Genomic DNA, 19592 nt, shown 5'->3' on the forward strand with positions numbered 1-19592 from the left:
CGGCGCTCCGGAGCCGCCCGCGAGTTGTCCCAATCGTGTTCTTCCGGCGGCCGCGTCTGCCCGCGGCGGGCCTGGTGCGGGGTGTCAAATAGTCCCGTTGTGTCATCCCCACAGGTCCCCCCAGGCATGAAGGACGTCGACGTGGTCTCCGCCCAGTCCCCCGCCGAGCTTCCTCCGACCGGCCACGTGCTCGTGGCCCCGGACAAGTTCAAGGGGTCGCTGACCGCGTCCGAGGCCGCCCGGCATCTGACCGCGGGGTTGCGCCGGGCCAGACCCGCGATACCGGTGGTGGAACTGCCCATCGCCGACGGCGGGGACGGTACCGCCGACGCCGCCGTCGCGGCGGGCTGGCGGCGGGTGAGCGTCGAGGTCACCGGCCCCACCGGCCGGCCCGTCACCGCCGCGCTGGCCGTCGCCGGCGACACCGCGCTGGTCGAGCTGGCCGAGGCGTCCGGGCTGCGGCTGCTCCCCGAGGGGCGCCTCCAGCCGCTCACCGCGACCAGCACGGGCACCGGGCAACTACTCGGCCACGCCGTCCGGCTGGGCGCCCGCCGCATCGTGCTCGGGCTGGGCGGCAGCGCCTGCACCGACGGCGGCGCGGGGATGATCCAGGGGCTGGGCGGCCGGCTGCTGGACGCCATGGGCAACGACCTCCCGCCGGGCGGCGCCGCGCTGCGCGGGCTGCACGCGCTCGACCTGCGCGGGCTGCCCGACCTGTCGGGAATCGAGGTGATCGTGGCCGGCGACGTCGACAACCCGCTGCTGGGCCGTACCGGCGCCACCGCCGTCTACGGGCCGCAGAAGGGCGCCGGCCGGGAGGAGCAGCGGGTGCTGGAGGCGGGGCTGCGCCGGTGGGCCGACCTCGCCGAGGCCGCGTCCCGCCGCCCGGCCCGCGACCTGCCCGGCGCGGGCGCGGCCGGCGGGGTCGGCTTCGCTGCGCTGGCCTTCCTCGGCGCCCGGTTCGAGCCGGGCATCAACTTCCTGCTGGACCTGCTGGGCTTCTCCGCCCGGGCCCGCGGCGCCCGGCTGATCATCACCGGTGAGGGCTCGCTCGACACCCAGACCCTGCGCGGCAAGGCCCCGGTCGGGGTGGCCAGGGCGGGCGCCCGCGCCGGGGTGCCGGTGGTCGCGGTGGCCGGGCGGCGCGGGCTGACCGGCGAGCAGCTGCGCCGGGCCCGGATCCAGGCCGCCTACGCGCTGACCGACATCGAGCCGGACGTGGAACGCTGCATGCGCCAGGCGGGCCCGCTGCTCGAACAGCTCACCGTGGCGATCGCCGACGAGTGGCTGCCGCCGCACCAGCCCGGCCGGGAGGTCCCATGACACACGATCTGGTCGTCCGCTCGCGGCGGGTGGTCACACCGGGCGGCGAGGGGCCGGGCGCGGTCTGCGTCCGGGGCGGGCTGATCACGGCGCTCGCCGGCTACGACGAGCCCGTCACGGCGCAGGAGTCCGTCGATCTGGGCGAGGTGGCGTTGCTGCCGGGCCTGGTCGACAGCCACGTGCACGTGAACGAGCCGGGCCGGACCGGCTGGGAGGGCTTCGCCACCGCCACCCGCGCGGCGGTGGCGGGCGGCGTCACCACGATCGTCGACATGCCGCTCAACGCGATCCCGCCGACCGTCTCGGTGGCGGCGCTGGCGGCCAAGCGGGCCGCGGCGGCCGGCCGGGTCCACGCCGACGTCGCCTTCTGGGGCGGGGCGATCCCGGGGAACGTCCCGGCGCTGCGCGAGCTGCACGAGGCGGGCGTCACCGGGTTCAAGTGCTTCACCTCCCCCTCCGGGGTCGAGGAGTTCCCCGCCCTGGACGAGGCCGGGATCCGCTCCGCGATGACCGAGATCGCCACCTTCGGCGGGCTGCTGATCGTGCACGCGGAGGACCCCGGGTGCCTGTCGGAGCCCACCGGGCCCGGCTATCCGGAGTTCCTGGCGTCCCGCCCGCCCGACGCCGAGGGCGCCGCCATCGCCATGATCGCCGGGCTGAGCGAGGAGACCGGCTGCCGGGCGCACATCGTGCACCTGTCGGACGCGGGCTCGCTGCGGACGCTGCGCGACCTGCGGGAGCGCGGCGTCCCCATCAGCGCGGAGACCTGCCCGCACTATCTGACCCTGTGCGCCGAGGAGGTCCCGCCGGAGGCCACCGAGTTCAAGTGCTGCCCGCCGATCCGCGCGGCCGCCAACCGGGAGCGGCTGTGGGACGGGCTGGCCCGGGGCACGATCTCCTGCGTGGTGTCCGACCACTCCCCTTGCCCGCCGGAACTCAAGCGCGGCGGGTTCGACACCGCCTGGGGCGGGGTCTCCTCGGTCCAGCTCGGCCTGCCGCTGGTGTGGACGGCCGCCCGGGAGCGCGGCCACTCCCTCGCCGACGTGGTGCGCTGGACGGCGACCGCACCGGCCGGCCTGGCGGGCCTGCGGCGCAAGGGGCGGATCGCGGTCGGCCACGACGCCGACCTGGTGGCGTTCGACCCGGCCGGGACCTTCACGGTCGACCCGGCGGCGCTGCACCACCGGCACCCGATCACCCCGTACGCGGGCCGCACGCTGACCGGCGTGGTCCGGCAGGTCTGGCTGCGCGGCCTCCCGGCCGGCGACGAACCGCGCGGCCGGCTACTCGACCGGAGTACCGCATGACCGACTTCACCCGCCTGCCCGACCTGGCCGTGCGCCCGCTGGGCGGCTCGGTGGTCGCCGCCAGCGACGAGTTCTTCGCCGAGAAGGAGAACCTGATCAACCCCGACCCGCCGGTGTTCGTCCCGCGCACCTTCGGGGCCAAGGGCCAGGTCTACGACGGCTGGGAGACCCGGCGGCGGCGCGAGCCGGGCCATGACTGGGCGGTCGTCCGGCTCGGCCTGCCCGGGGTGATCCGCGGGGTGGTCGTCGACACCGCGCACTTCACCGGTAACTTCCCCGCGCACGCCGCGGTCGAGGCGTGCGCCGCGGACGGGTACCCCACTCCGGAGGAGCTGACCGGCTGGGTGGAGATCGTGCCGCGCGCCCCGCTGTCCGGCGACGCCGCGCACGCCTTCCCGGTCACCGACGGGCGGCGATTCACCCACGTCCGGCTGGTGATCCACCCCGACGGCGGGGTGGCCCGGCTGCGGGTGCACGGCGAGGTGGTGCCCGACCCCCGGCTGTGGGCGGGGCTGCCGATCGACCTGGCCGCGCTGGAGAACGGCGCCGTGGTGGCGGACTGCTCGAACCGGTTCTACTCCTCCCCCGCCAACCTGATCTCGCCCGGCCTGGCCCGGGTGATGGGCGAGGGGTGGGAGACCGCCCGGCGCCGGTTCACCGGCGCGTGGGGCGAGAGCAACGACTGGGTGACCGTCCGGCTGGCCGGGGCGGGGACGGTCCGGCTGGCCGAACTGGACACCACGCACTTCCGCGGCAACGCGCCGGGCGCGGCGGCGCTGCGCGGCCTGCCGCCCGGCGCGGACCCCGCGGACGCCGGCGCCTGGTTCGCGCTGCTGCCGCGCACCCGGTTGCAGCCCGACACCCGGCACCGCTTCGTGCTCGCCGACCCGCGCCCGGCCGAGCAGGTCCGGCTCGACGTCTTCCCGGACGGCGGGATGGCCCGGCTCCGGCTGTTCGGCGAGCTCGCCCCGGCGGGGCTGGCCGCGGCCGAGCGCCGGTGGGCCGAGACCACCGGCCCTTACACGGTGTAAACATTCGGCCTGCGGATCCGACGACTCGCCCGTGCCAAGGTGGCCGCCGGTGCAGCACCCTGGAGGCGTGAAAATCGGTGTTCCCCGCGAACTCAAAGTCCACGAATACCGGGTGGCGATCACGCCCGCCGGTGTCCACGAGCTCACCCGGCACGGCCACCGCGTGTTCGTCGAACGCGGTGCCGGCGAGGGCTCCTCGATCCCCGACGCGGACTACGTCGCCGCCGGGGCGCAGACGCTCGACCACGCCGACGACGTGTGGGACGCGGCCGAGCTGATCCTCAAGGTCAAGGAGCCCGTCCCCGCCGAGTACCACCGGCTGCGCCGGGACCAGGTCCTCTTCACCTACCTGCACCTGGCCGCCTCCCGCGAGTGCACCGACGCGCTGCTGGCCGCCGGGACGACCGCGATCGCCTACGAGACGGTCCAGTCGGCGAGCGGCGCGCTGCCGCTGCTCGCACCGATGTCGGAGGTGGCCGGCCGGCTCGCCCCGCAGGTCGGCGCGTACTACCTGATGCGCTTCAACGGCGGCCGGGGCGTGCTGCCCGGCGGGGTGCCCGGGGTGGCCCCCGCCGAGGTGGTGGTGATCGGCGCCGGCACGGCGGGCCTCAACGCCGCGCAGATCGCGGTGGGCCTGGGCGCGGACGTGACCATCCTGGACGTGGACGCCGAGCGGCTGCGCCGGATCGACGCGATCCACCAGGGCCGGATCCGCACCCTGATGTCGAACTCCTACGCCGTCGAGCAGGCCGCGCTGCGCGCCGACCTGGTGATCGGCGCGGTGCTGCTGCCGGGCGCCCTGGCGCCGACGCTGATCTCCAACGCGCTCGTCGCCCGGATGCGGCCGGGCTCGGTGCTCGTCGACATCGCCATCGACCAGGGCGGCTGCTTCGAGGACTCGCGGCCGACCACCCACGCCGACCCCGTCTACCAGGTGCACGACTCGGTGTTCTACTGCGTGGCCAACATGCCCGGCTCGGTACCGCACACCTCGACCTACGCGCTGACCAACGCGACCCTGCCGTACGCGGTGGCGATCGCGGAGCAGGGCTGGCGGAACGCGCTGCGCACCGACCCGGCCCTCGCCCGGGGCCTCAACGCGCACGAGGGGGCGCTCACCAACGAGCCGGTGGCGCACGCCCACGGGCTGGGCCACGTCCCGGTCGGCAAGGTGCTCGACGGGGCGGTGCGGGCGAGCGCCTAGGGTGAGGTCCCATGGGCGAGCTGATCATCCTGCGGCACGGCGAGACCGAGTGGAGCAAGGCCCGCCGGCACACCGGCCGGACCGACCTCCGGCTGACCGACCGGGGCGAGGAGCAGGCGCGGTCGCTGGCGCCGGCCGTCGCCGCCCGGCGACCCGTCCACGCGGTCGTCAGCCCGGCGGTCCGCGCCCGGCGCACCGCCGAGCTGGCCGGTCTGCCGGACGCCGAGGTGGACCCCGACCTGTGGGAGTGGGACTACGGCGGCTACGAGGGCATCACCAGCGCCGAGATCCGCGAGCGGCGGCCGGGGTTCTACCTCTGGCGGGACGGCGTGATCCCCGGTGACGCCGAGCATCCCGGCGAGACGGTCGAGCAGGTCGGCGCCCGCGTCGACGCGGTGCTCGACCGGCTCCGGCCGCTCCTGGGGCGGGGCGACGTGGCGGTGGTCGCGCACGGGCACGTGCTGCGCGTCCTGACCGCCCGGTGGCTGGAACTTCCTCCATCCGACGGGCGCCTGTTCGCCCTCGACACCGGTACCGTGTCGGTATTGGGCACCGAACACGGCCATCCCGTGATCACTTCCTGGAACACGCCTCCGGTCTGCTGACCGCGGGTTCCGGTGGGCCGGGAGGCGATCCGGTCACGGCCGGCGGACGGCCCTGGAACACCGGAATGCGAGGCGCGACGATGGCGACCGGCCAGACGACTCCCACCCGCGGCTACACCGCGACCAAAGACCAGTTGCAGACGCGGTTGCGCCGGATCGAGGGGCAGGTCCGGGGCGTCGAGCGCATGGTCGAGGACGACCGCTACTGCATCGACGTCCTCACCCAGATCAGCGCGATCCGGGCCGCGCTCGACAAGGTGGCGCTCGGCCTGCTCGACGGCCACGTCCGGCACTGCGTGCAGGAGGGCGCCGAGGCGGGCAAGGCCGACGAGATGGCGACCGAGCTCATGGCCGCGGTCGGCCGCCTGATGGGGCGCGGCTGACCCCGGCCTCGGCTAGGAGGCCAGCGCCCAGGACGAGAGCCCCGTCTCGTACCGCTCGATGAGCTCGCGGGCGCGCCGGACCTCCGGCGTGTACCGGTACTGCTCCGGGATCAGGTGCGTGGTCCGATACAGCCCCTTGAGCGTCAGCGTGGCGGCCAGGTCCGAGGTCGGCAGCGCGGGCAGCCCGTACATCCGGCGGGCCCAGCGCGGCAGGGTCGAGATCACCAGTACCGCGATCCCGGGCGCGGCGAGCTTGAGCGGCAGGAACTGCCGGGGCACCGCGGGGTTGAACAGCCGGCGCAGCCCGTCCTGGGCCTCCTTGCAGGCCCAGATGTCCGGCCGCATTCCGGCGTAGTAGTCCTTCATCTCGGCCACCGAGGCGGGCACGGTCGCCGGGTCCAGGCCGACCACTTCGGCGGCCCGGCGCTGCTCGTCGACGAACCGGTCGGCGTCCTCGCCGGTGAGCGGCACCCCGGCGCGGCGCGCGATGTCGAGGTAGGACTCGACCTCGCCCATGTGCACCCAGAGCAGGTTCTCCGGGTCGTCCACCTGGAAGGTCTCGCCGGTGACCATGTCGAGCCCGTTCAGCTTGGCGTGCAGCTTGCGCACCCGGCGGCCGACGCGCTCGACCTCCGGGGTGGTGCCCCAGGTGCGCACCCCGACGAACTCGATCGTGCGGCCCAGCCGCTGCCAGGAGGCGCTGGGGTCCATCAGTTCGGAGTTCTGCGCGGTGCCCCACATCGTGCGCGGGTGCAGGGCCTGGAGCAGCAGCGCCCGGAAGCCGCCCACCATCAGCACCGGCTCGCCCATCACCCGCCAGGTCACCGACCGGGGACCGAAGAGTCCGTAGTCGACGCTCATGTGCACCGCCTCCCCACCGAACGGCGTTCCACCGCGAGGAAACCACACGCAGCCGAGTAACTGAAGACTTATGCCCCGATATGACGGCCGTCACACCACCGTAACGCGGGTGTCATCTCACCGAAACATCAGGGTCGGTCACTCTCCGGTCTCCTCCAGCTCGGCGGTCTGGTCGGTGATCCATTGCAGGTAGTCGGTGCTGCCCGCGACCACCGGGGTGGCGATGATCTCCGGGGTGTCGTAGGAGTGCAGCTCGGTGATCAGGTCCGCGAGCTCCTCGAAGCTCTCGGCGGTCGTCTTGAAGAAGATCATCCATTCCTCGGCCGACTCGATCTCACCCTCCCACCAGTACGTGCTGGCGATCGGGCCGACGAGCTGCGCGCAGGCGGCGAGCCGTTCCTGGACGGCCGACTTGGCGATCCCGGCCGCCTCCTGCCGCGAGTCGGTGGTCGTGGTCACCTGTAGGTACGCCTGGGCCATCGCGGGCTCCCTTCCCCCATGGGATCGTAGTCGCGCGGGCCCCCGCGCGGCGGGAAAGCACCCGGTCACCGCGCCGGACCGACGACCGGGTGGACCACTCGCGCGCTGCCGCCGTGCCGGCGGACGGGCTCGGCCACCGCCTGGACGAGCCCGGGGCGCAGGAACTCCAGCGCCGCAGCAGCGCCGATCTGCCCCGCCGGCGGCCCGGGGAAGACCGCGAGATCGTGCCCGAGCGCGCGCAGCCCGGCCCCGTACCGCTCGATGAACGCGAGCTCGGCGAGGGTCTGCGGGGTGTTGCGCTGGGTGGCCCGGGGGGCGGCCACCGCGGCGGGCAGGTCCATGCCGAGGTCGATCCGGTTCAGCAGGATCTGCAGCACGGTGGTGATGATGGTGGAGCCGCCGGGCGAGCCGAGCGCCAGCCAGGGCCGGCCGTCGCGCAGCACGATCGTCGGGGCCATGCTGCTGCGCGGTCGCTTGCCGGGCGCGGGCAGGTTGGGGTCGCCCGGGGTGGGCTCCAGGGTGAAGTCGGTCAGCTCGTTGTTGAGCAGGAAGCCGCGGCCCGGCACGGTGATGCCGCTGCCGCCGAACTGCTCGATCGTCACCGTGTAGGAGACGACGTTCCCCCAGCGGTCGGCCACCACCAGGTGGGTGGTCTGCGGGCCCTCGGCGGTGAGCGGCCGGCCGGCGGCGGCCGGGACGGGGCAGCCCGCGTACCGGCCGTCCGGCGAGCCGGGCGGCACCGGGCTCGCCGCCGCCCGCCCGGTGACCAGGCAGCGGCGCTCGGCGGCGAAACCGGGCGACAGCAGTTCCCGCAGCGGGACGTCGACGTACGCCGGGTCCCCGATGTAGCGGCCCCGGTCGGCGTAGGCGAGCCGGGACGCCTCCAGGTAGCGGTGCAGGGCGGGCACCGGGTCCGCGCCGGGCCGGGGCAGGCCGGCCAGGATGTTCAGGACCTCCCCGACGGTGGATCCACCCGACGACGGCGGCGCCATGCCGTAGACCTCCAGGCCCCGGTAGCGCACCCGGGTCGGCGGGCGGGAGAGCGCCCGGTAGCGGGCCAGGTCCCCCTCGGCCAGCAGCCCGGGCCGGACCCGGCGGGTCGCCGCCGGGTCGACCGGCGGCCGGCGGACCGCGGCGACGACCTCCCGGCCGAGCCCGCCGCCGTACAGCCAGTCCGGCCCCCGCTCGGCGAGGGTCCGGTAGGTGCGGGCCAGGTCGGGGTTGCGGAACGTCGAGCCGACCGGCGGCGGCGCCCCGCCGGGCAGGAAGAGCCGACGGGTCGGCACGATGTCGCGGAAGCGGGCGGCGTTCACCGCGGTCTGGTCGTGGAACTCCTGGTCGACCGTGAAGCCCCGCTCGGCCACCCCGATCGCCGGCTTGAGCAGGGTGCCGAGCGGCCGGCTGCCGAACCGGCGCAGCGCCAGGTCCCACTGGGCCAGGGTGCCGGGGACGCCCACCGACAGCCCGCTGGTCACCGCCTCCTCGAACGGGATGGCCCGGCCCGTGGCGGGATCCACGAACGAGCGCTCCCCCATCTTCGCCGGGGCGGTCTCGCGCCCGTCCACGGTCTGCACCCGGCCGGTACGCGCGTCGTAGTGCAGCAGGAACCCGCCGCCACCCAGGGCCGCCACGTACGGCTCGGTCACGCCCAGCGTGGCGACGGCGGCCACCGCGGCGTCCATCGCGTTGCCGCCGGAGCGCAGCACCTCGATCGCGGTGCGCGAGGCGTCGGCGTCCACCGTGGCCACCGCCCCGCCCCAGCCGGTGGCGACCGGAGCGGGCGGGGCGGCCGGTGCGGCGGCGACGCGGCCGGGGGCGAGCAGGGCGAGTCCGGTGGCGAGTCCGGTGAACAGGCTGATCGAGAAGATCGCCGGGCGGCGGCGGGGCGGGCGGGACACGGAACCTCCACGGCGGCGGGCGCTGAGCACGCCCCTCAGGGTTCCCTCCGGTTGATCGATCACACCGGCCGATTCCGGCCGGACGGAAAAGTCTGGACTTCGTCAGTGACAGGAGATATGTTCTACTCAGGTCGAGATTAACTCAATTTGAGAACAACCAAGGGATGCGATGACCGACGACGAGCGCGACTTCCTCGCCGGCTACGACCCCCGGGCCTACGACCCGGTGGCCGTGACCGTGGACGTGGTGGCGCTGACCATCCGGGACGGCGAACTGCACGTCCTGCTGGTGCGCCGCGGCGGGCCGCCGCACGCCGGCCGGTGGGCGCTCCCCGGCGGTTTCGTCCGCGGCGTGCGCGACGCCGAGGACCTGCCCGCGGCCGCCGCCCGCGAACTGGCCGAGGAAACCGGGCTACAGGCCGGCACGGAGGCCCTGGGCCGGGTGCACATCGAGCAGCTGGGCACCTACGGGGCCCCGGGCCGCGACCCCCGGATGCGCGTCATCTCGGTGGCCTACCTGGCGTTCGCCCCGCGGCTGCCCGACCCGACCGCCGGCAGCGACGCGGCCGACGCCGGGTGGTGCCCGGTGCGCGCGCTCGGCCTCACCGCGTCGGGCGCACAGCGGCCGGGCACCACCCGCGAGCTGGCGTTCGACCACGCACAGATCCTGTCGGACGGGCTGGAACGGGCCCGCTCCAAGCTCGAGTACACCCCGCTGGCCACCGCGTTCTGCGCGGCCGAATTCACCGTCCCGGAGCTGCGCGCGGTCTACGAGGCGGTGTGGGGCGAGGAACTGCACGCCGGCAACTTCCACCGCAAGGTGCTCTCGGTGCCGGGCTTCGTGGAGAGCACCGGCGCCAGCACCGACCAGGGCGGGCGGCGCGGCGGCCCGCGGGCCCGGCTCTACCGGGCCGGCGACGCCCGGCTGCTGCATCCGGCGCTGCTGCGTCCCGGCCGCGAGGAGGAGGTCCGGTGACCGGCACCGCGGAGGCGATCGCCCTGATCACCCGGGCGCGTACCGCCCGGGAGCTGTTCGGCGACGACCCCGCGCAGGCGGCCCGCCGCTACCGGCGGCTGGCCCGGCTGGTCCACCCCGACAGTACTGGTGACGGGGCTGGTGACGGGGCCCGCGCCGCCTTCGACCGGCTGGCGGAGCTGTGGCGCGAGCACCGCGGCCCGGCCCGCACCACGATCGTCACCCGGCGGCACTCCTACGAGCTCTCCGGCGACCCGATCCACGGCGACCTGGCCAACCTGTACCCCGCGGTCCACGACATGACCCGGCAGGTGCTGGTCAAGATGCCGCGCGACCCCGCCGACGGCGACCTGCTGGAGCGGGAGGCCGAGGCGCTGCGGCGGCTGGCCGCCGAGGGCGACCCCCGGTACCTGCCGTACGTCCCCCGGCTGGTCGAGTCGTTCACCCACCACGACGCCGGCACGGGGGTGCGGCGCCGGAGCAACGTGATCAGCCGGTTCGACGGTTTCTTCAACCTGGCCGAGGTGCGCGCCGCCCACCCCGGCGGGCTCGACCCCAGGGACGCGGCGTGGATGTGGCGGCGGCTGCTGGTGGCGATCGGCCTCGCGCACCGTGCGGGCGTGGTGCACGGCGCGGTACTGCCGGAACACGTGCTGATCCACCCCGGCGACCACGGGCTGGGCCTGGTCGGCTGGTGCGCCTCGGTGATCGGTGGCGGCCGGGTCCCGGCCCTGGTCGGCGCGTACGCCGACTGGTACCCGCCCGAGGTCCCGGCCCGGCAAAAGGCGGGCCCGGGCACCGACGTCTTCCTGGCCACCCGGTGCATGGAGCACCTGATGGGCGACCGGGCGCCGAAGGCGATGCGCTCGTTCGCCCGGGGCTGCACCCTGCCCGCCCCGGGCCGGCGGCCCGCCGACGCCTGGCGGCTGCTGGCCGAACTCGACGACCTGCTCGAACGGCTGTACGGCCCGCGCCATTTCCGCCCGTTCACCATGCCGAGCCGTGCGCGCACGGCCTGAAAGAAGGAGATGCCCATGGGCAGCGGACACTGGTCCACCGACGTCTACACCGCCGCCGCGGACTACCGCGCCGCCACCGGCCGCAGCGCGTTCGCGCACACCGACGGCGGCGCCACCACCACCCACCCCGACCTCGACCCCCGCGGCGTGACCAGGCGGGAGAGCCGCGACTCCGACGAGCACCCCGAGTCGCTGGCCGTCGCCGTCCTCTTCGACGTGACCGGCTCGATGGGCTCTGTGCCGCGGACCCTGCAGACCAAGCTGCCCGACCTGCTCGGGCTGCTGCTGCGCAAGGGCTACGTGGAGCACCCGCAGATCCTGTTCGGCGGCATCGGCGACGCGACCTGCGACCGGGCCCCGTTGCAGGTCGGGCAGTTCGAGTCCGACAACCGGATGGACGACGACCTCGGCAAGGTCCTGCTGGAGGGCGGCGGCGGGGGCCAGATGACCGAGTCCTACGAGCTGGCGATGTACTTCATGGCCCGGCACACCGCGCTCGACTGCTTCGAGAAGCGGGGCCGGCGCGGCTACCTGTTCATGATCGGCGACGAGCTCGCCTACCCGAAGGTGGACCGCCGGCGGGTGCGCGACCTGATCGGCGACGAGCTGGCGGCCGACATCCCGACCGCCGACATCATGGCCGAGCTCAGGCGGATGTACGACGTGTACTTCATCATCCCGGACGGGGCGTACAACGCCGGGGACCCGCGGCTGCGCGGCTTCTGGCGCGACCTGCTCGGCCAGCACGTCCTGTACCTCGACGACCTCGGCGCGGTCTGCGAAACCATCGCGCTCACCATCGGGCTGGCCGAGGACGCCATCGACCTGGCCGAGGGCCTGGACCACCTGCGCGAGTTCGGTTCGGACGCGGGCCCGTCGGTGTCGCGGGCGCTGGCCCGGCTCGACGTCTCCCCGGCGGCGGTCGCCGCGGCCCCGCCCGGCCTGGCCGCGGGCCCGTCCGGCACCACCCGGCTGTAGCCGCCGGTGGACGAGCACGTCGTCGTGGTGGACCTGGGGTACGGGGACGCCGGCAAGGGCACCGTGGTCGACTGGCTCTGCGCCCGGGGCCCGGCCCGGACGGTGGTGCGGTTCAACGGCGGCGCCCAGGCGGCGCACAACGTCGTCGCCCCGGACGGCCGGCACCACACCTTCGCCCAGTTCGGCTCGGGCACGCTGACCCCCGGAGTCCGCACCCACCTGTCGCGGTTCATGCTGGTGGACCCGCTGGCGCTGGCCGCCGAGGCCCGGCACCTGGCCGCCCTGGGCGTGCCGGACGCCCTCGACCGGCTCACCGTCGACCGGGACGCGCTGCTGACCACCCCCTACCACCGCGCCGCGGGCCGGGCCCGGGAGGCGGCCCGCGGCGCCGGCCGGCACGGCTCGTGCGGGATGGGCATCGGCGAGACGGCCGCGTACGCGCTGGAGCACCCGGCCGACGCCCCCCGGGCGGGCGACTGCGCGTCGCCCGCCCGGCTGCGCAGGCTGCTCGTCCGGCTGCGCGACCGGTGCGCCGCCGTGCCCGGCTGCGGCCCGCTGCCGGACGTCGCCGACTGCGCGGACGCGTTCGCCGCGTTCGCCGCCCGGGTCCGGCTGGTCGGCGGCGAGCACCTGGCCCGGCTGCTGCGCTCCGGCCCGGTGGTCTTCGAGGGGGCGCAGGGCGTGCTGCTCGACGAGTGGCACGGGTTCCACCCGCACACCACCTGGTCGACCACCACCTTCGCCAACGCCGCGACGCTGCTCGCCGAGGCCGGCGCCGCGGCGGTCCGGCTGGGCGTGCTGCGCACGTACACCACCCGGCACGGACCGGGCCCGTTCGTCACCGAGGACCCCGCACTGACCGAGGACCTGCCCGACCGGCACAACCGGTACGGCCGCTGGCAGGGCGCCTTCCGGGTCGGCCACCTGGACCTGGTGGCGCTGCGCTACGCCCTGGAGGTGGCGGGCGGCGCCGACGCACTGGCCCTCACCCACCTGGACGTGGCCCAGGCCCGGACCGACCTGCGGATCTGCACCGCCTACGAGATGGCCGGGCAACGGGTGGAGCGGCTGCCCGCGGGCCCGCCCGGCGACCTCGACCGCCAGGCCGCGCTGACCCGCGCCCTGTCGGCGGCCCGCCCCGTCTACACCGCCGCCCCCGCCGACTGGCCGGCCGCCATCGGCACCGCGCTGGGCCCACCCGTCACCCTGGTCTCCACCGGCCCCACCCGAACCGACAAGCACCTCGTACGCCCGGCCGCCCGCCCCCGGAGCGCCGGGTAACGGCGGAAACACCGGATGCACCCAGCTTTCGGGGTGCTACGGCACCCCGGAAGCTGAAGGATCAGCCGTCCTCCGCCTGCGGCGCGGGATCCTCCGGGATCCAAGGCGCCATGGAACGCTGAAGGATCAGCCGGGCCAGGGCCTTGGCTTGCTGATCCTTCAGCATCCGAGGCGTCACAGCGCCCTGGATGCTGAAGGATCAGTGTGCGTCCGCCTTCTGGAACGTGATCCTTCAGCTTTCAGGGCGCCATGGCGCACCGGATGCTGAAGGATCACGTTCCAGTAGGCGGGCGGGGCGCACGCTGATCCTTCGGCTTTCGTGGCGCTGTGGCCCCTCGGATCCAGAAGGGGCATATGGGTGGGCGGTCAGTTGCGGGCCGGGAGGCGGCCCGGTTCCTCCTCGCGGACCGGGGTGTGCGGTTCCAGGGGTTCGCCGGTGGCGCCGGCGAACAGTTCGGTGCGGGCGTGGAAGGCGGCGGCCACGCCGGCGACCAGGGCGTCGCCGCCCGCGGGGGCCAGCAGGGTGAGGCCGTGCGGGCGGCCGACCGCCGTGGTGCCGCCGGGTACCGCCACCGCCGCCAGGTCCAGCAGGTTGGCGAAGGAGGCGTACCGGCCGAGCGTCCGGTCGTGGCCGATCGGGTCGTAGGCCACTTCGGCCAGCGTGAACGTGGTCGGCACGGTCGGTACCGCCAGCACGTCGATCTCGGACCAGACGCGGTCGGCGCGGGCCCGCAACCCGCGCAGCCGGTGCATCCCGGCGAACGCGTCAACGGCGCTGTAGTTGCGGCCGTCGCGCAGCACCCGGCGGGTGACGGGGTGGACGTCGTCGGGACGGTCGGCCACGAACCCGCCGATCGCGGTGAGCCGCTCGGCCAGCCAGGGCCCGCCGTACAGCAGCCGCCCGGCGGCCAGGAACGGCTCCATGTCGATCGGGACCGGCCGGTGGCCGAGTTCGGCGAGCTGCCCCGTCGCCTCGGCGAAGGCCGCCGCGGCGGCGGCGTCGCCGGAGAAGTCGGGCCGGGCGGGCACCCCGACGCGCAGCGGACCGGTGTCGACCGGCTCGGGGTCGGGCACGGGCAGCGGGCGCGACCAGGGGTCGGCGGGCTCCGGGCCGGCCATGACGGCGAGCACGGCGAGGGCGTCGGCGGTCGACAGCGCGAACACGCTCGGGCAGTCGAGCGAGGCGCAGGCCGGGACCAGGCCGAGGGTGCTGACCAGCCCCGGGCTGGGCTTGAGGCCGACGGTGCCGGTGAGCGCCGCGGGCACCCGGCCCGACCCGCCGGTGTCGGTGCCGATCGCGAAGCCCACCAGCCCGGCGGCGACGGCGACCGCCGACCCGGAACTGGAGCCGCCGGAGATCAGCCCGGGCACCAGCGGCGACTCGCACGCGCCGTACGGGCTGCGGGTGCCCGACAGCCCGGTGGCGAACTGGTCGAGGTTGGTCTTGCCGACCAGCAGCGCCCCGGCGGCGACCAGCCGCTCGACCAGCGGGGCGCCCTGCTCGGGGGTGCGCGCGTAGGCGGGGCAGCCCGCGGTGGTGGGCAGCCCGGCGACGTCGATGTTGTCCTTGACCGCGAACGGAACGCCGTACAGCGGTGGCCGGTGGGCGGGGTCGGGCCAGCGCAGCGCCAGCTCGGCGGCCTCGTCGCGCAGCGCGGCGGGGTCGCGCAGGGTGATCCAGACGTGGTCGTCGCCGCGGGCGTCGATGCGGCGCAGCACGGCGTCGACGACGTCGAGGGGGGTCAGCGTGCCCGCGGCGTAGCGCCGGGACAGCGCGGCGAACTGAAGCGATCCGACAACGGAGTCAGACGGCGGGTTCATCGCTCTCCTTCGGGTGCTACGGCCAGTTCACCATCGAGCGCGCTGCCGTGGGCTCGTTTCCGGAAGAGCCGTCCGGCCCAATCCCCCGGACGCTAGGCGGGCCGGGTTTCAGCGGGCCGCACACCGCGTTACGGAGCCGTGTTCAGACCCTCACCGCCGGGCCCGGCTCAGCCGGTCAGGTCGTCGGGTTGCGACGTCGTCGTCCGTTCGCGGTTCGCGGGTCGAACCGGGGCCCGGCTCAGCCGGTCAGGTCGGGCTGCAACCCGAGGGCGTCGAGCAGGTCGGCGCTGAGCGACACCGGATCGGCCGCCGATTCGGACGGGCCCGCGCACTCCCACGCCCGGGCCGCGGCCCCGCCGGACAGGCACCAGTCCCAGTAGCGGCCGAGCGCGTCGACGTCCAGCGCGGGCGTGCCCGGACCGGCGACGACCACGGCGGGCCAGTCCCACGCCCGGGCTTGCGCGCCGACTTTGGCGCCGCCCTCGACGGGGTCGATCGCCAGCGCCGGGACGCCGTTCTTGAGCGCCAGCACCAGCCCGTGCAGCCGGGTGGTGACGACCAGGTCCATCCGGCGGACGATCGCCTCGAACTGGGCGGGGGTGGCGGCGTTCAGCCCGGGCCGGCCGTCCAGCCGGGTGTCGAGTGGCACCGGCGCGCAGTCGCGCTCGGCGAGCCAGGAGATGATCTCGCTCTCGACGCGCTCGTGCCGGCGGCGCGGCCCGTACTCCGGCTGGCGGGGGGCGAACAGCACCCCGACCACCGGGACGTCCGGCACCGACGGCTCGGCGGCCAGGTCACGGCGGGGTTCGGTGCCGTCTCCGTCCCGGGCCAGCACGGTGTGGAAGCCCTGCACGGCGGAGTCGGAAGGGTCGATGACGGAGACACCCACGGCGATGCGCCGGCAGTGCCGGTACCGCTCGTGCAGGCGCCGTATCTGCTCCCCCTGGACGGGACCGCAGGCGAACACCAGGTGGGTGTAGCGGTCGGGCGAGGCGTCCGCCAGGCTCGGGCCGGCGGGTCGGAACACCGGGCTCCAGGCCGCGTCGCAGGGCACCCCCGTGGTGGCGATGGCCCGGTGCACCGCCTCCATGGCCAGCACGTCGCCCGCCGTCGCCTCGCCGTCGAGGAAGCTCGGCCATCCCGTTATCAGCACTCGCATGAATCCCGCCTACCCCGCTGGCCTGGTCCAAACGGATCCCACCATGCCGATCAACGATCGTTGACCGCGCTCCGGTTCCCCGACTTCGCGTGATCTGGGGCTACACGTTCGGCAAAAGGTTTGATGACCCCCAGGGAAGCATCTGTTCGGGCAAAGCAGGGTAGTTATCTTCACACAGCCACAATCGTCTCGAACGAAACCTCCCATCGTTTCGCCCCCCGTCAGGCGGCCACCCGCGCGCCCAGCGCGACCTCGGACATCGACGGAGAGGCACGATGCGTTTCACTTCCCACCTGCCCTTGGCCGCCCTGGCCCTCGGCGTGGTCCTGCTCGCCGGCAGCGGCTGCGCGGCCACCCTGGGCGACCTGCGGAGCGCCGAGGGCACCCGGACCCCTGGTGCCCGGCCCGGCCCGGCGGGGGGCGCGACGCCTGTCTACTCCGAGACCGAGTTCCAGGAGGACATCCGCACCGCCCAGCAGATCGTGGACGGCTACTGGCGGCAGCACTGGAACGAGTACTTCACCGGCGTCTACAACTCCCCGACCGTGCGCGGCGGCTACGACGGGAACAACCTGGCCACCGCCCCCACCTGCGGGGGGCAGCCGGCGACCAAGAACAACGCCTTCTACTGCAACCCCGAGGACTACATCGCCTGGGACACCAACCTGATGCGCATGGGTTACGCCGAGGGCGACGCCTGGGTGTACCTGATCATCGCCCACGAGTGGGGCCACGCGGTGCAGAAGCGGCTCCAGGACCGGTACGTGGCGGCAGCCAAGGAGTTGCAGGCCGACTGCCTCGCCGGGGCGACCCTCTTCGGAGCGACCGAGGACGGCACCCTGCGGATCGAGCCCGGCGACGTGAACGAACTGGTGGACAGCTTCAAGGCGGTGGGCGACAACACCCCCTGGACCAATCCCAACGACCACGGCGACTCGCTCCAGCGCATCGAGGCCTTCGGCAAGGGCCGCACCGGCGGGGTGAAGGCCTGCTTCGCGTCCTCCTGACGCACCCATGACGCACCCCTGACGCGCCTGCGCCCGGCCCGGCGGGGACAGCGGCAGTCCCGCCCACGCCGCGCAGGCGCCCGGACTCACCGGGCCCGGCCGGATCTCACCGCCGGCGCCGGAACGCCGCCGGGGATACACCGCGCGCTACCGCACCGATATACCGCCCGAAACGTCGAATGCGGCAAAGACGGTCGAGCGTGGACGGAGACCGACGGTGGAGATGAACGAGATCCTGCTCAGGCACTGGGAGGACCAGCGGGCCAAGGCCCGCCACTCGGAGGATCAGCGGTCGTCGCTGACGAACATGATCCTGGTGATCTCGTCGGTGGGGCTGGGATTCGTCGCGCAGCGGGGCCTGCAGAACTCGATGCTCGCCGTGACCCTCCCCCTGATCGTGATCGGCCTGTACGGCGCGATCGGCACGGCTAAGCTCGCCGAGCGCGCCTCCTACCACAACGCCCACGCCCGCGCGCTCTCCCGCCGGCTCGACGGCCTCGTTCCGGACCTGCGCCTGCGCGAGACGTACTCCGACGCGCGCAGCCGGCACAGCGCACGGCACGGCCTGGTGGAGAAGGTCCGGCTCAGGTACGTCTGGGTGACCCTCCACCTCGGCATCGCCCTGACCGGCCTCTTCCTCAGCCTGGCCATCCTGCTCGGCTGAGCGGTTTCGTCCCGGCCGGCGCCCGTCTCATCCGTCGCCCGGCGCGCTCCCGGGCGGGGCGGCGAAATCGAGGCGTGTGCCGACGTAGCGGAGGCCGGTGGCCTGGATGCGGCCGGAGTCGATGGCCGCCTGCTCGTCGGCGGCGGTGACACCGTCCAGGTCTGCGAAGAAGTACGGCCCCTCCTCCGACAGCCGGGTGCGGAAGCGCCCGTGGAGCCCGGCCACGATCCGCCGGCCGTCGTACAGGCTCCCCTGGTGCGCCCGCGCCGCCCGGTGGTCGTCCCACGGCAGGCCCGACTCCTTCCAGCGGTCCCGGCGCCGGTGCAGCCAGTTCGGCTCGCCGGTGCCGGCCAGCCGGTCGAAGCACCAGGTCGCCGTCCGCTCGTCGAACCGCTCGTGCGCCCACTCGACGACGATCACGACCCCGCCGGGGGCGAGGGCGGCGGCCATCCGGTCGAGGACGCCGTCCGGGTCGGCGGCGTGGTGCAACGAGATGCAGGCCACGATCGCGTCCGCCGGAACGTCCACCGGGTGCTCCTCGAACGGGACCTGCCGGTAGTCCGGCCCGCCGGGCGCGGCAGGGTCGATCCCGACGGCGTCGTACCCGGCGGATAGCAGGGCCGGGACGAACCCGCCCGCGGGCCCGCAGCCCACCTCCAGCACGCGGCCGGGCGCGGGCGGCAGGTGCTCGCGGACGAAGGGCCAGATCGTGGTGAGCCAGCGTTCGTCGCTCACAGGCGGACCTCCCCCGGCCACACCGCGCCGACCAACCACTGCCCGCCGGGCAGGAGCACGCCGCCGGGTCCGGCATAGGCCTCCAGCACGGCCGTGAGCTTGGTGTGCGCCCGCTCCCGGGTCAGCCCGGCGTCCTGCTCGACGATGTAGCGGGTCGGCCCGCTGGCCAGGAAACCGTCGGCGGCCTGGGCCGGTGTCCGGCCGAAGAGGTGCGGCACGTGGACCGGTTCGATCGACACGTCGCCGAAACCGGCGCCGGCGAGCACCCGGCCGAGCCGCGCCCGGTCCGACAGCGAGAACATCGCCGGCTCGGGACCCGGATAGGCGTCGACCGCGGCCTGCGGTGGAACGTCCAGCAGCGCCGCGACGGGGATCACGTACCACGCGCAGTCCGCGGGCGGCTGCGGGCAGACGAAGGCCAGCCGCCCACCTGGCCGCAGCGCCCGCCCGATGTTGGTGAGCGCGGCGACCGGGTCCGCGAAGAACATGACGCCGTACATGCTGACGGCCGCGTCGAAGCCGTCCTCCGGCAGCGCACACGTCTGCGCGTCGGCCTGCTCGAAGGCGACGTTGCCGAGGCCGGCCCCGGCCGCGGCCCGGCGCGCCCGGCTGAGCATCGGCGCCGAGAGGTCGATCCCGAGCACGTGACCGTCGGGCGCGCGCCGGGCGGCCAGGGCGGAGAGGTCGCCCGTGCCGCAGCCGACGTCGAGCACCCGGTCCCGCCCGCCGACGCGGGCCGCCGCCAGCAGCAGGCGGTGCAGTTCGGCCTCGGGGCCGTCCCCGGTGTCCTGCACCTTGGCGGCCCAGGCCGCTCCTTCGGCTCCGTTCCACGCCTCGAACTGCTCCGTGTTGAGCACGAC

General features: G+C 74.8%; 19 protein-coding genes. 12 read left to right on the top strand and 7 right to left on the bottom strand.

The window, feature by feature from the left end; genetic code table 11:
* Positions 1–126: 126 nt before the first annotated feature.
* The 6 genes from DPM19_RS22230 (at position 127) to DPM19_RS22255 (ending at position 5853) form a co-directional block, all read left to right on the top strand.
* Positions 127–1323 carry a glycerate kinase gene (locus DPM19_RS22230; RefSeq protein WP_111869896.1) on the top strand — a complete coding sequence of 399 codons (1197 nt, stop codon included), beginning with the start codon at positions 127–129 and terminating at the stop codon, positions 1321–1323.
* Positions 1320–2630 carry an allantoinase AllB gene (gene allB / locus DPM19_RS22235; protein ID WP_111869897.1) on the top strand — a complete coding sequence of 437 codons (1311 nt, stop codon included), beginning with the start codon at positions 1320–1322 and terminating at the stop codon, positions 2628–2630. Before DPM19_RS22230 ends, allB begins: the two co-directional genes overlap by 4 nt.
* Positions 2627–3661: an allantoicase gene (gene alc / locus DPM19_RS22240; protein ID WP_111869898.1), complete on the top strand. Its 1035-nt coding sequence runs from the start codon at positions 2627–2629 to the stop codon at positions 3659–3661. Before allB ends, alc begins: the two co-directional genes overlap by 4 nt.
* Before the next feature lie 67 nt (positions 3662–3728).
* Positions 3729–4865 carry an alanine dehydrogenase gene (gene ald, locus DPM19_RS22245; protein WP_111869899.1) on the top strand — a complete coding sequence of 379 codons (1137 nt, stop codon included), beginning with the start codon at positions 3729–3731 and terminating at the stop codon, positions 4863–4865.
* An 11-nt stretch (positions 4866–4876) separates the two neighbouring features.
* A complete protein-coding gene (locus DPM19_RS22250; protein WP_111869900.1) occupies positions 4877–5470 on the top strand; it encodes a histidine phosphatase family protein in 594 nt (197 codons plus the stop codon).
* A 65-nt stretch (positions 5471–5535) separates the two neighbouring features.
* On the top strand, positions 5536–5853 hold the full coding sequence (locus DPM19_RS22255; RefSeq protein WP_325050272.1) for a metal-sensitive transcriptional regulator: 318 nt from the start codon (positions 5536–5538) through the stop codon (positions 5851–5853).
* A gap of 12 nt (positions 5854–5865) precedes the next feature.
* On the opposite strand, the gene DPM19_RS22260 is transcribed toward DPM19_RS22255, so the two are convergent.
* From DPM19_RS22260 to ggt, 3 genes are all read right to left on the bottom strand, one after another.
* Complete coding sequence (locus DPM19_RS22260) at positions 5866–6714, bottom strand: oxygenase MpaB family protein (protein ID WP_111869901.1); 849 nt, start codon at positions 6712–6714, stop codon at positions 5866–5868.
* A 138-nt stretch (positions 6715–6852) separates the two neighbouring features.
* A complete protein-coding gene (gene cutA / locus DPM19_RS22265; protein ID WP_111869902.1) occupies positions 6853–7194 on the bottom strand; it encodes a divalent-cation tolerance protein CutA in 342 nt (113 codons plus the stop codon).
* Positions 7195–7259: 65 nt separating this feature from the next.
* Positions 7260–9092 (bottom strand): gamma-glutamyltransferase, encoded by a 1833-nt coding sequence (gene ggt, locus DPM19_RS22270; protein ID WP_407642567.1) that lies wholly within the window; start codon positions 9090–9092, stop codon positions 7260–7262.
* 169 nt (positions 9093–9261) lie between these two features.
* Between ggt and DPM19_RS22275 the strand changes: the two genes are divergently transcribed.
* Genes DPM19_RS22275 through DPM19_RS22290 form a run of 4 tightly spaced genes read left to right on the top strand, consistent with a single transcriptional unit; the run spans position 9262 to position 13346 of the window.
* Positions 9262–10068, top strand: coding sequence for an NUDIX hydrolase (locus DPM19_RS22275; protein ID WP_111869903.1), 807 nt, complete (start codon positions 9262–9264; stop codon positions 10066–10068).
* Positions 10065–11087: a protein kinase family protein gene (locus DPM19_RS22280; protein WP_111869904.1), complete on the top strand. Its 1023-nt coding sequence runs from the start codon at positions 10065–10067 to the stop codon at positions 11085–11087. The genes DPM19_RS22275 and DPM19_RS22280 overlap by 4 nt, the downstream gene beginning before the upstream one ends.
* 15 nt (positions 11088–11102) lie before the next feature.
* A complete protein-coding gene (locus DPM19_RS22285) occupies positions 11103–12065 on the top strand; it encodes a hypothetical protein (protein WP_111869905.1) in 963 nt (320 codons plus the stop codon).
* A 6-nt stretch (positions 12066–12071) separates the two neighbouring features.
* Entirely contained in the window at positions 12072–13346 is a 1275-nt protein-coding gene (locus tag DPM19_RS22290) for an adenylosuccinate synthetase (RefSeq protein WP_111869906.1), read from the top strand.
* 366 nt (positions 13347–13712) lie between these two features.
* On the opposite strand, the gene atzF is transcribed toward DPM19_RS22290, so the two are convergent.
* Together atzF and DPM19_RS22300 are read right to left on the bottom strand one after the other, a co-directional pair.
* A complete protein-coding gene (atzF, locus tag DPM19_RS22295; protein ID WP_111869907.1) occupies positions 13713–15167 on the bottom strand; it encodes an allophanate hydrolase in 1455 nt (484 codons plus the stop codon).
* A gap of 238 nt (positions 15168–15405) precedes the next feature.
* The gene (locus DPM19_RS22300; RefSeq protein ID WP_111869908.1) at positions 15406–16326 is read right to left on the bottom strand and encodes a polysaccharide pyruvyl transferase family protein; all 921 of its coding nucleotides are present in this window, start codon (positions 16324–16326) and stop codon (positions 15406–15408) included.
* Positions 16327–16601: 275 nt separating this feature from the next.
* Here DPM19_RS22300 and DPM19_RS22305 point away from each other — a divergent pair, with 275 nt between their 5' ends.
* Together DPM19_RS22305 and DPM19_RS22310 are read left to right on the top strand one after the other, a co-directional pair.
* On the top strand, positions 16602–17333 hold the full coding sequence (locus DPM19_RS22305) for a neutral zinc metallopeptidase (RefSeq protein WP_111869909.1): 732 nt from the start codon (positions 16602–16604) through the stop codon (positions 17331–17333).
* A gap of 217 nt (positions 17334–17550) precedes the next feature.
* Entirely contained in the window at positions 17551–17997 is a 447-nt protein-coding gene (locus DPM19_RS22310; RefSeq protein ID WP_111869910.1) for a hypothetical protein, read from the top strand.
* 27 nt (positions 17998–18024) lie between these two features.
* On the opposite strand, the gene DPM19_RS22315 is transcribed toward DPM19_RS22310, so the two are convergent.
* On the bottom strand, positions 18025–18732 hold the full coding sequence (locus DPM19_RS22315; protein ID WP_158566850.1) for a class I SAM-dependent methyltransferase: 708 nt from the start codon (positions 18730–18732) through the stop codon (positions 18025–18027).
* Positions 18729–19589, bottom strand: a complete 861-nt coding sequence (locus DPM19_RS22320; protein ID WP_233510636.1) for a class I SAM-dependent methyltransferase — start codon at positions 19587–19589, stop codon at positions 18729–18731. Before DPM19_RS22320 ends, DPM19_RS22315 begins: the two co-directional genes overlap by 4 nt.
* Positions 19590–19592: the final 3 nt, after the last annotated feature.

Source organism: Actinomadura craniellae (assembly GCF_003289645.1).
Lineage (GTDB): Bacteria > Actinomycetota > Actinomycetes > Streptosporangiales > Streptosporangiaceae > Actinomadura_D > Actinomadura_D craniellae.

Coding starts and splice junctions, on each gene's coding strand:
- DPM19_RS22230 (WP_111869896.1), top strand. CDS start 127: ATGAAGGACGTCGACGTGGTCTCCGCCCAGTCCCCCGCCGAGCTTCCT.
- allB (WP_111869897.1), top strand. CDS start 1,320: ATGACACACGATCTGGTCGTCCGCTCGCGGCGGGTGGTCACACCGGGC.
- alc (WP_111869898.1), top strand. CDS start 2,627: ATGACCGACTTCACCCGCCTGCCCGACCTGGCCGTGCGCCCGCTGGGC.
- DPM19_RS22250 (WP_111869900.1), top strand. CDS start 4,877: ATGGGCGAGCTGATCATCCTGCGGCACGGCGAGACCGAGTGGAGCAAG.
- DPM19_RS22255 (WP_325050272.1), top strand. CDS start 5,536: ATGCGAGGCGCGACGATGGCGACCGGCCAGACGACTCCCACCCGCGGC.
- DPM19_RS22260 (WP_111869901.1), bottom strand. CDS start 6,714: ATGAGCGTCGACTACGGACTCTTCGGTCCCCGGTCGGTGACCTGGCGG.
- cutA (WP_111869902.1), bottom strand. CDS start 7,194: ATGGCCCAGGCGTACCTACAGGTGACCACGACCACCGACTCGCGGCAG.
- DPM19_RS22275 (WP_111869903.1), top strand. CDS start 9,262: ATGACCGACGACGAGCGCGACTTCCTCGCCGGCTACGACCCCCGGGCC.
- DPM19_RS22285 (WP_111869905.1), top strand. CDS start 11,103: ATGGGCAGCGGACACTGGTCCACCGACGTCTACACCGCCGCCGCGGAC.
- atzF (WP_111869907.1), bottom strand. CDS start 15,167: ATGAACCCGCCGTCTGACTCCGTTGTCGGATCGCTTCAGTTCGCCGCG.
- DPM19_RS22300 (WP_111869908.1), bottom strand. CDS start 16,326: ATGCGAGTGCTGATAACGGGATGGCCGAGCTTCCTCGACGGCGAGGCG.
- DPM19_RS22305 (WP_111869909.1), top strand. CDS start 16,602: ATGCGTTTCACTTCCCACCTGCCCTTGGCCGCCCTGGCCCTCGGCGTG.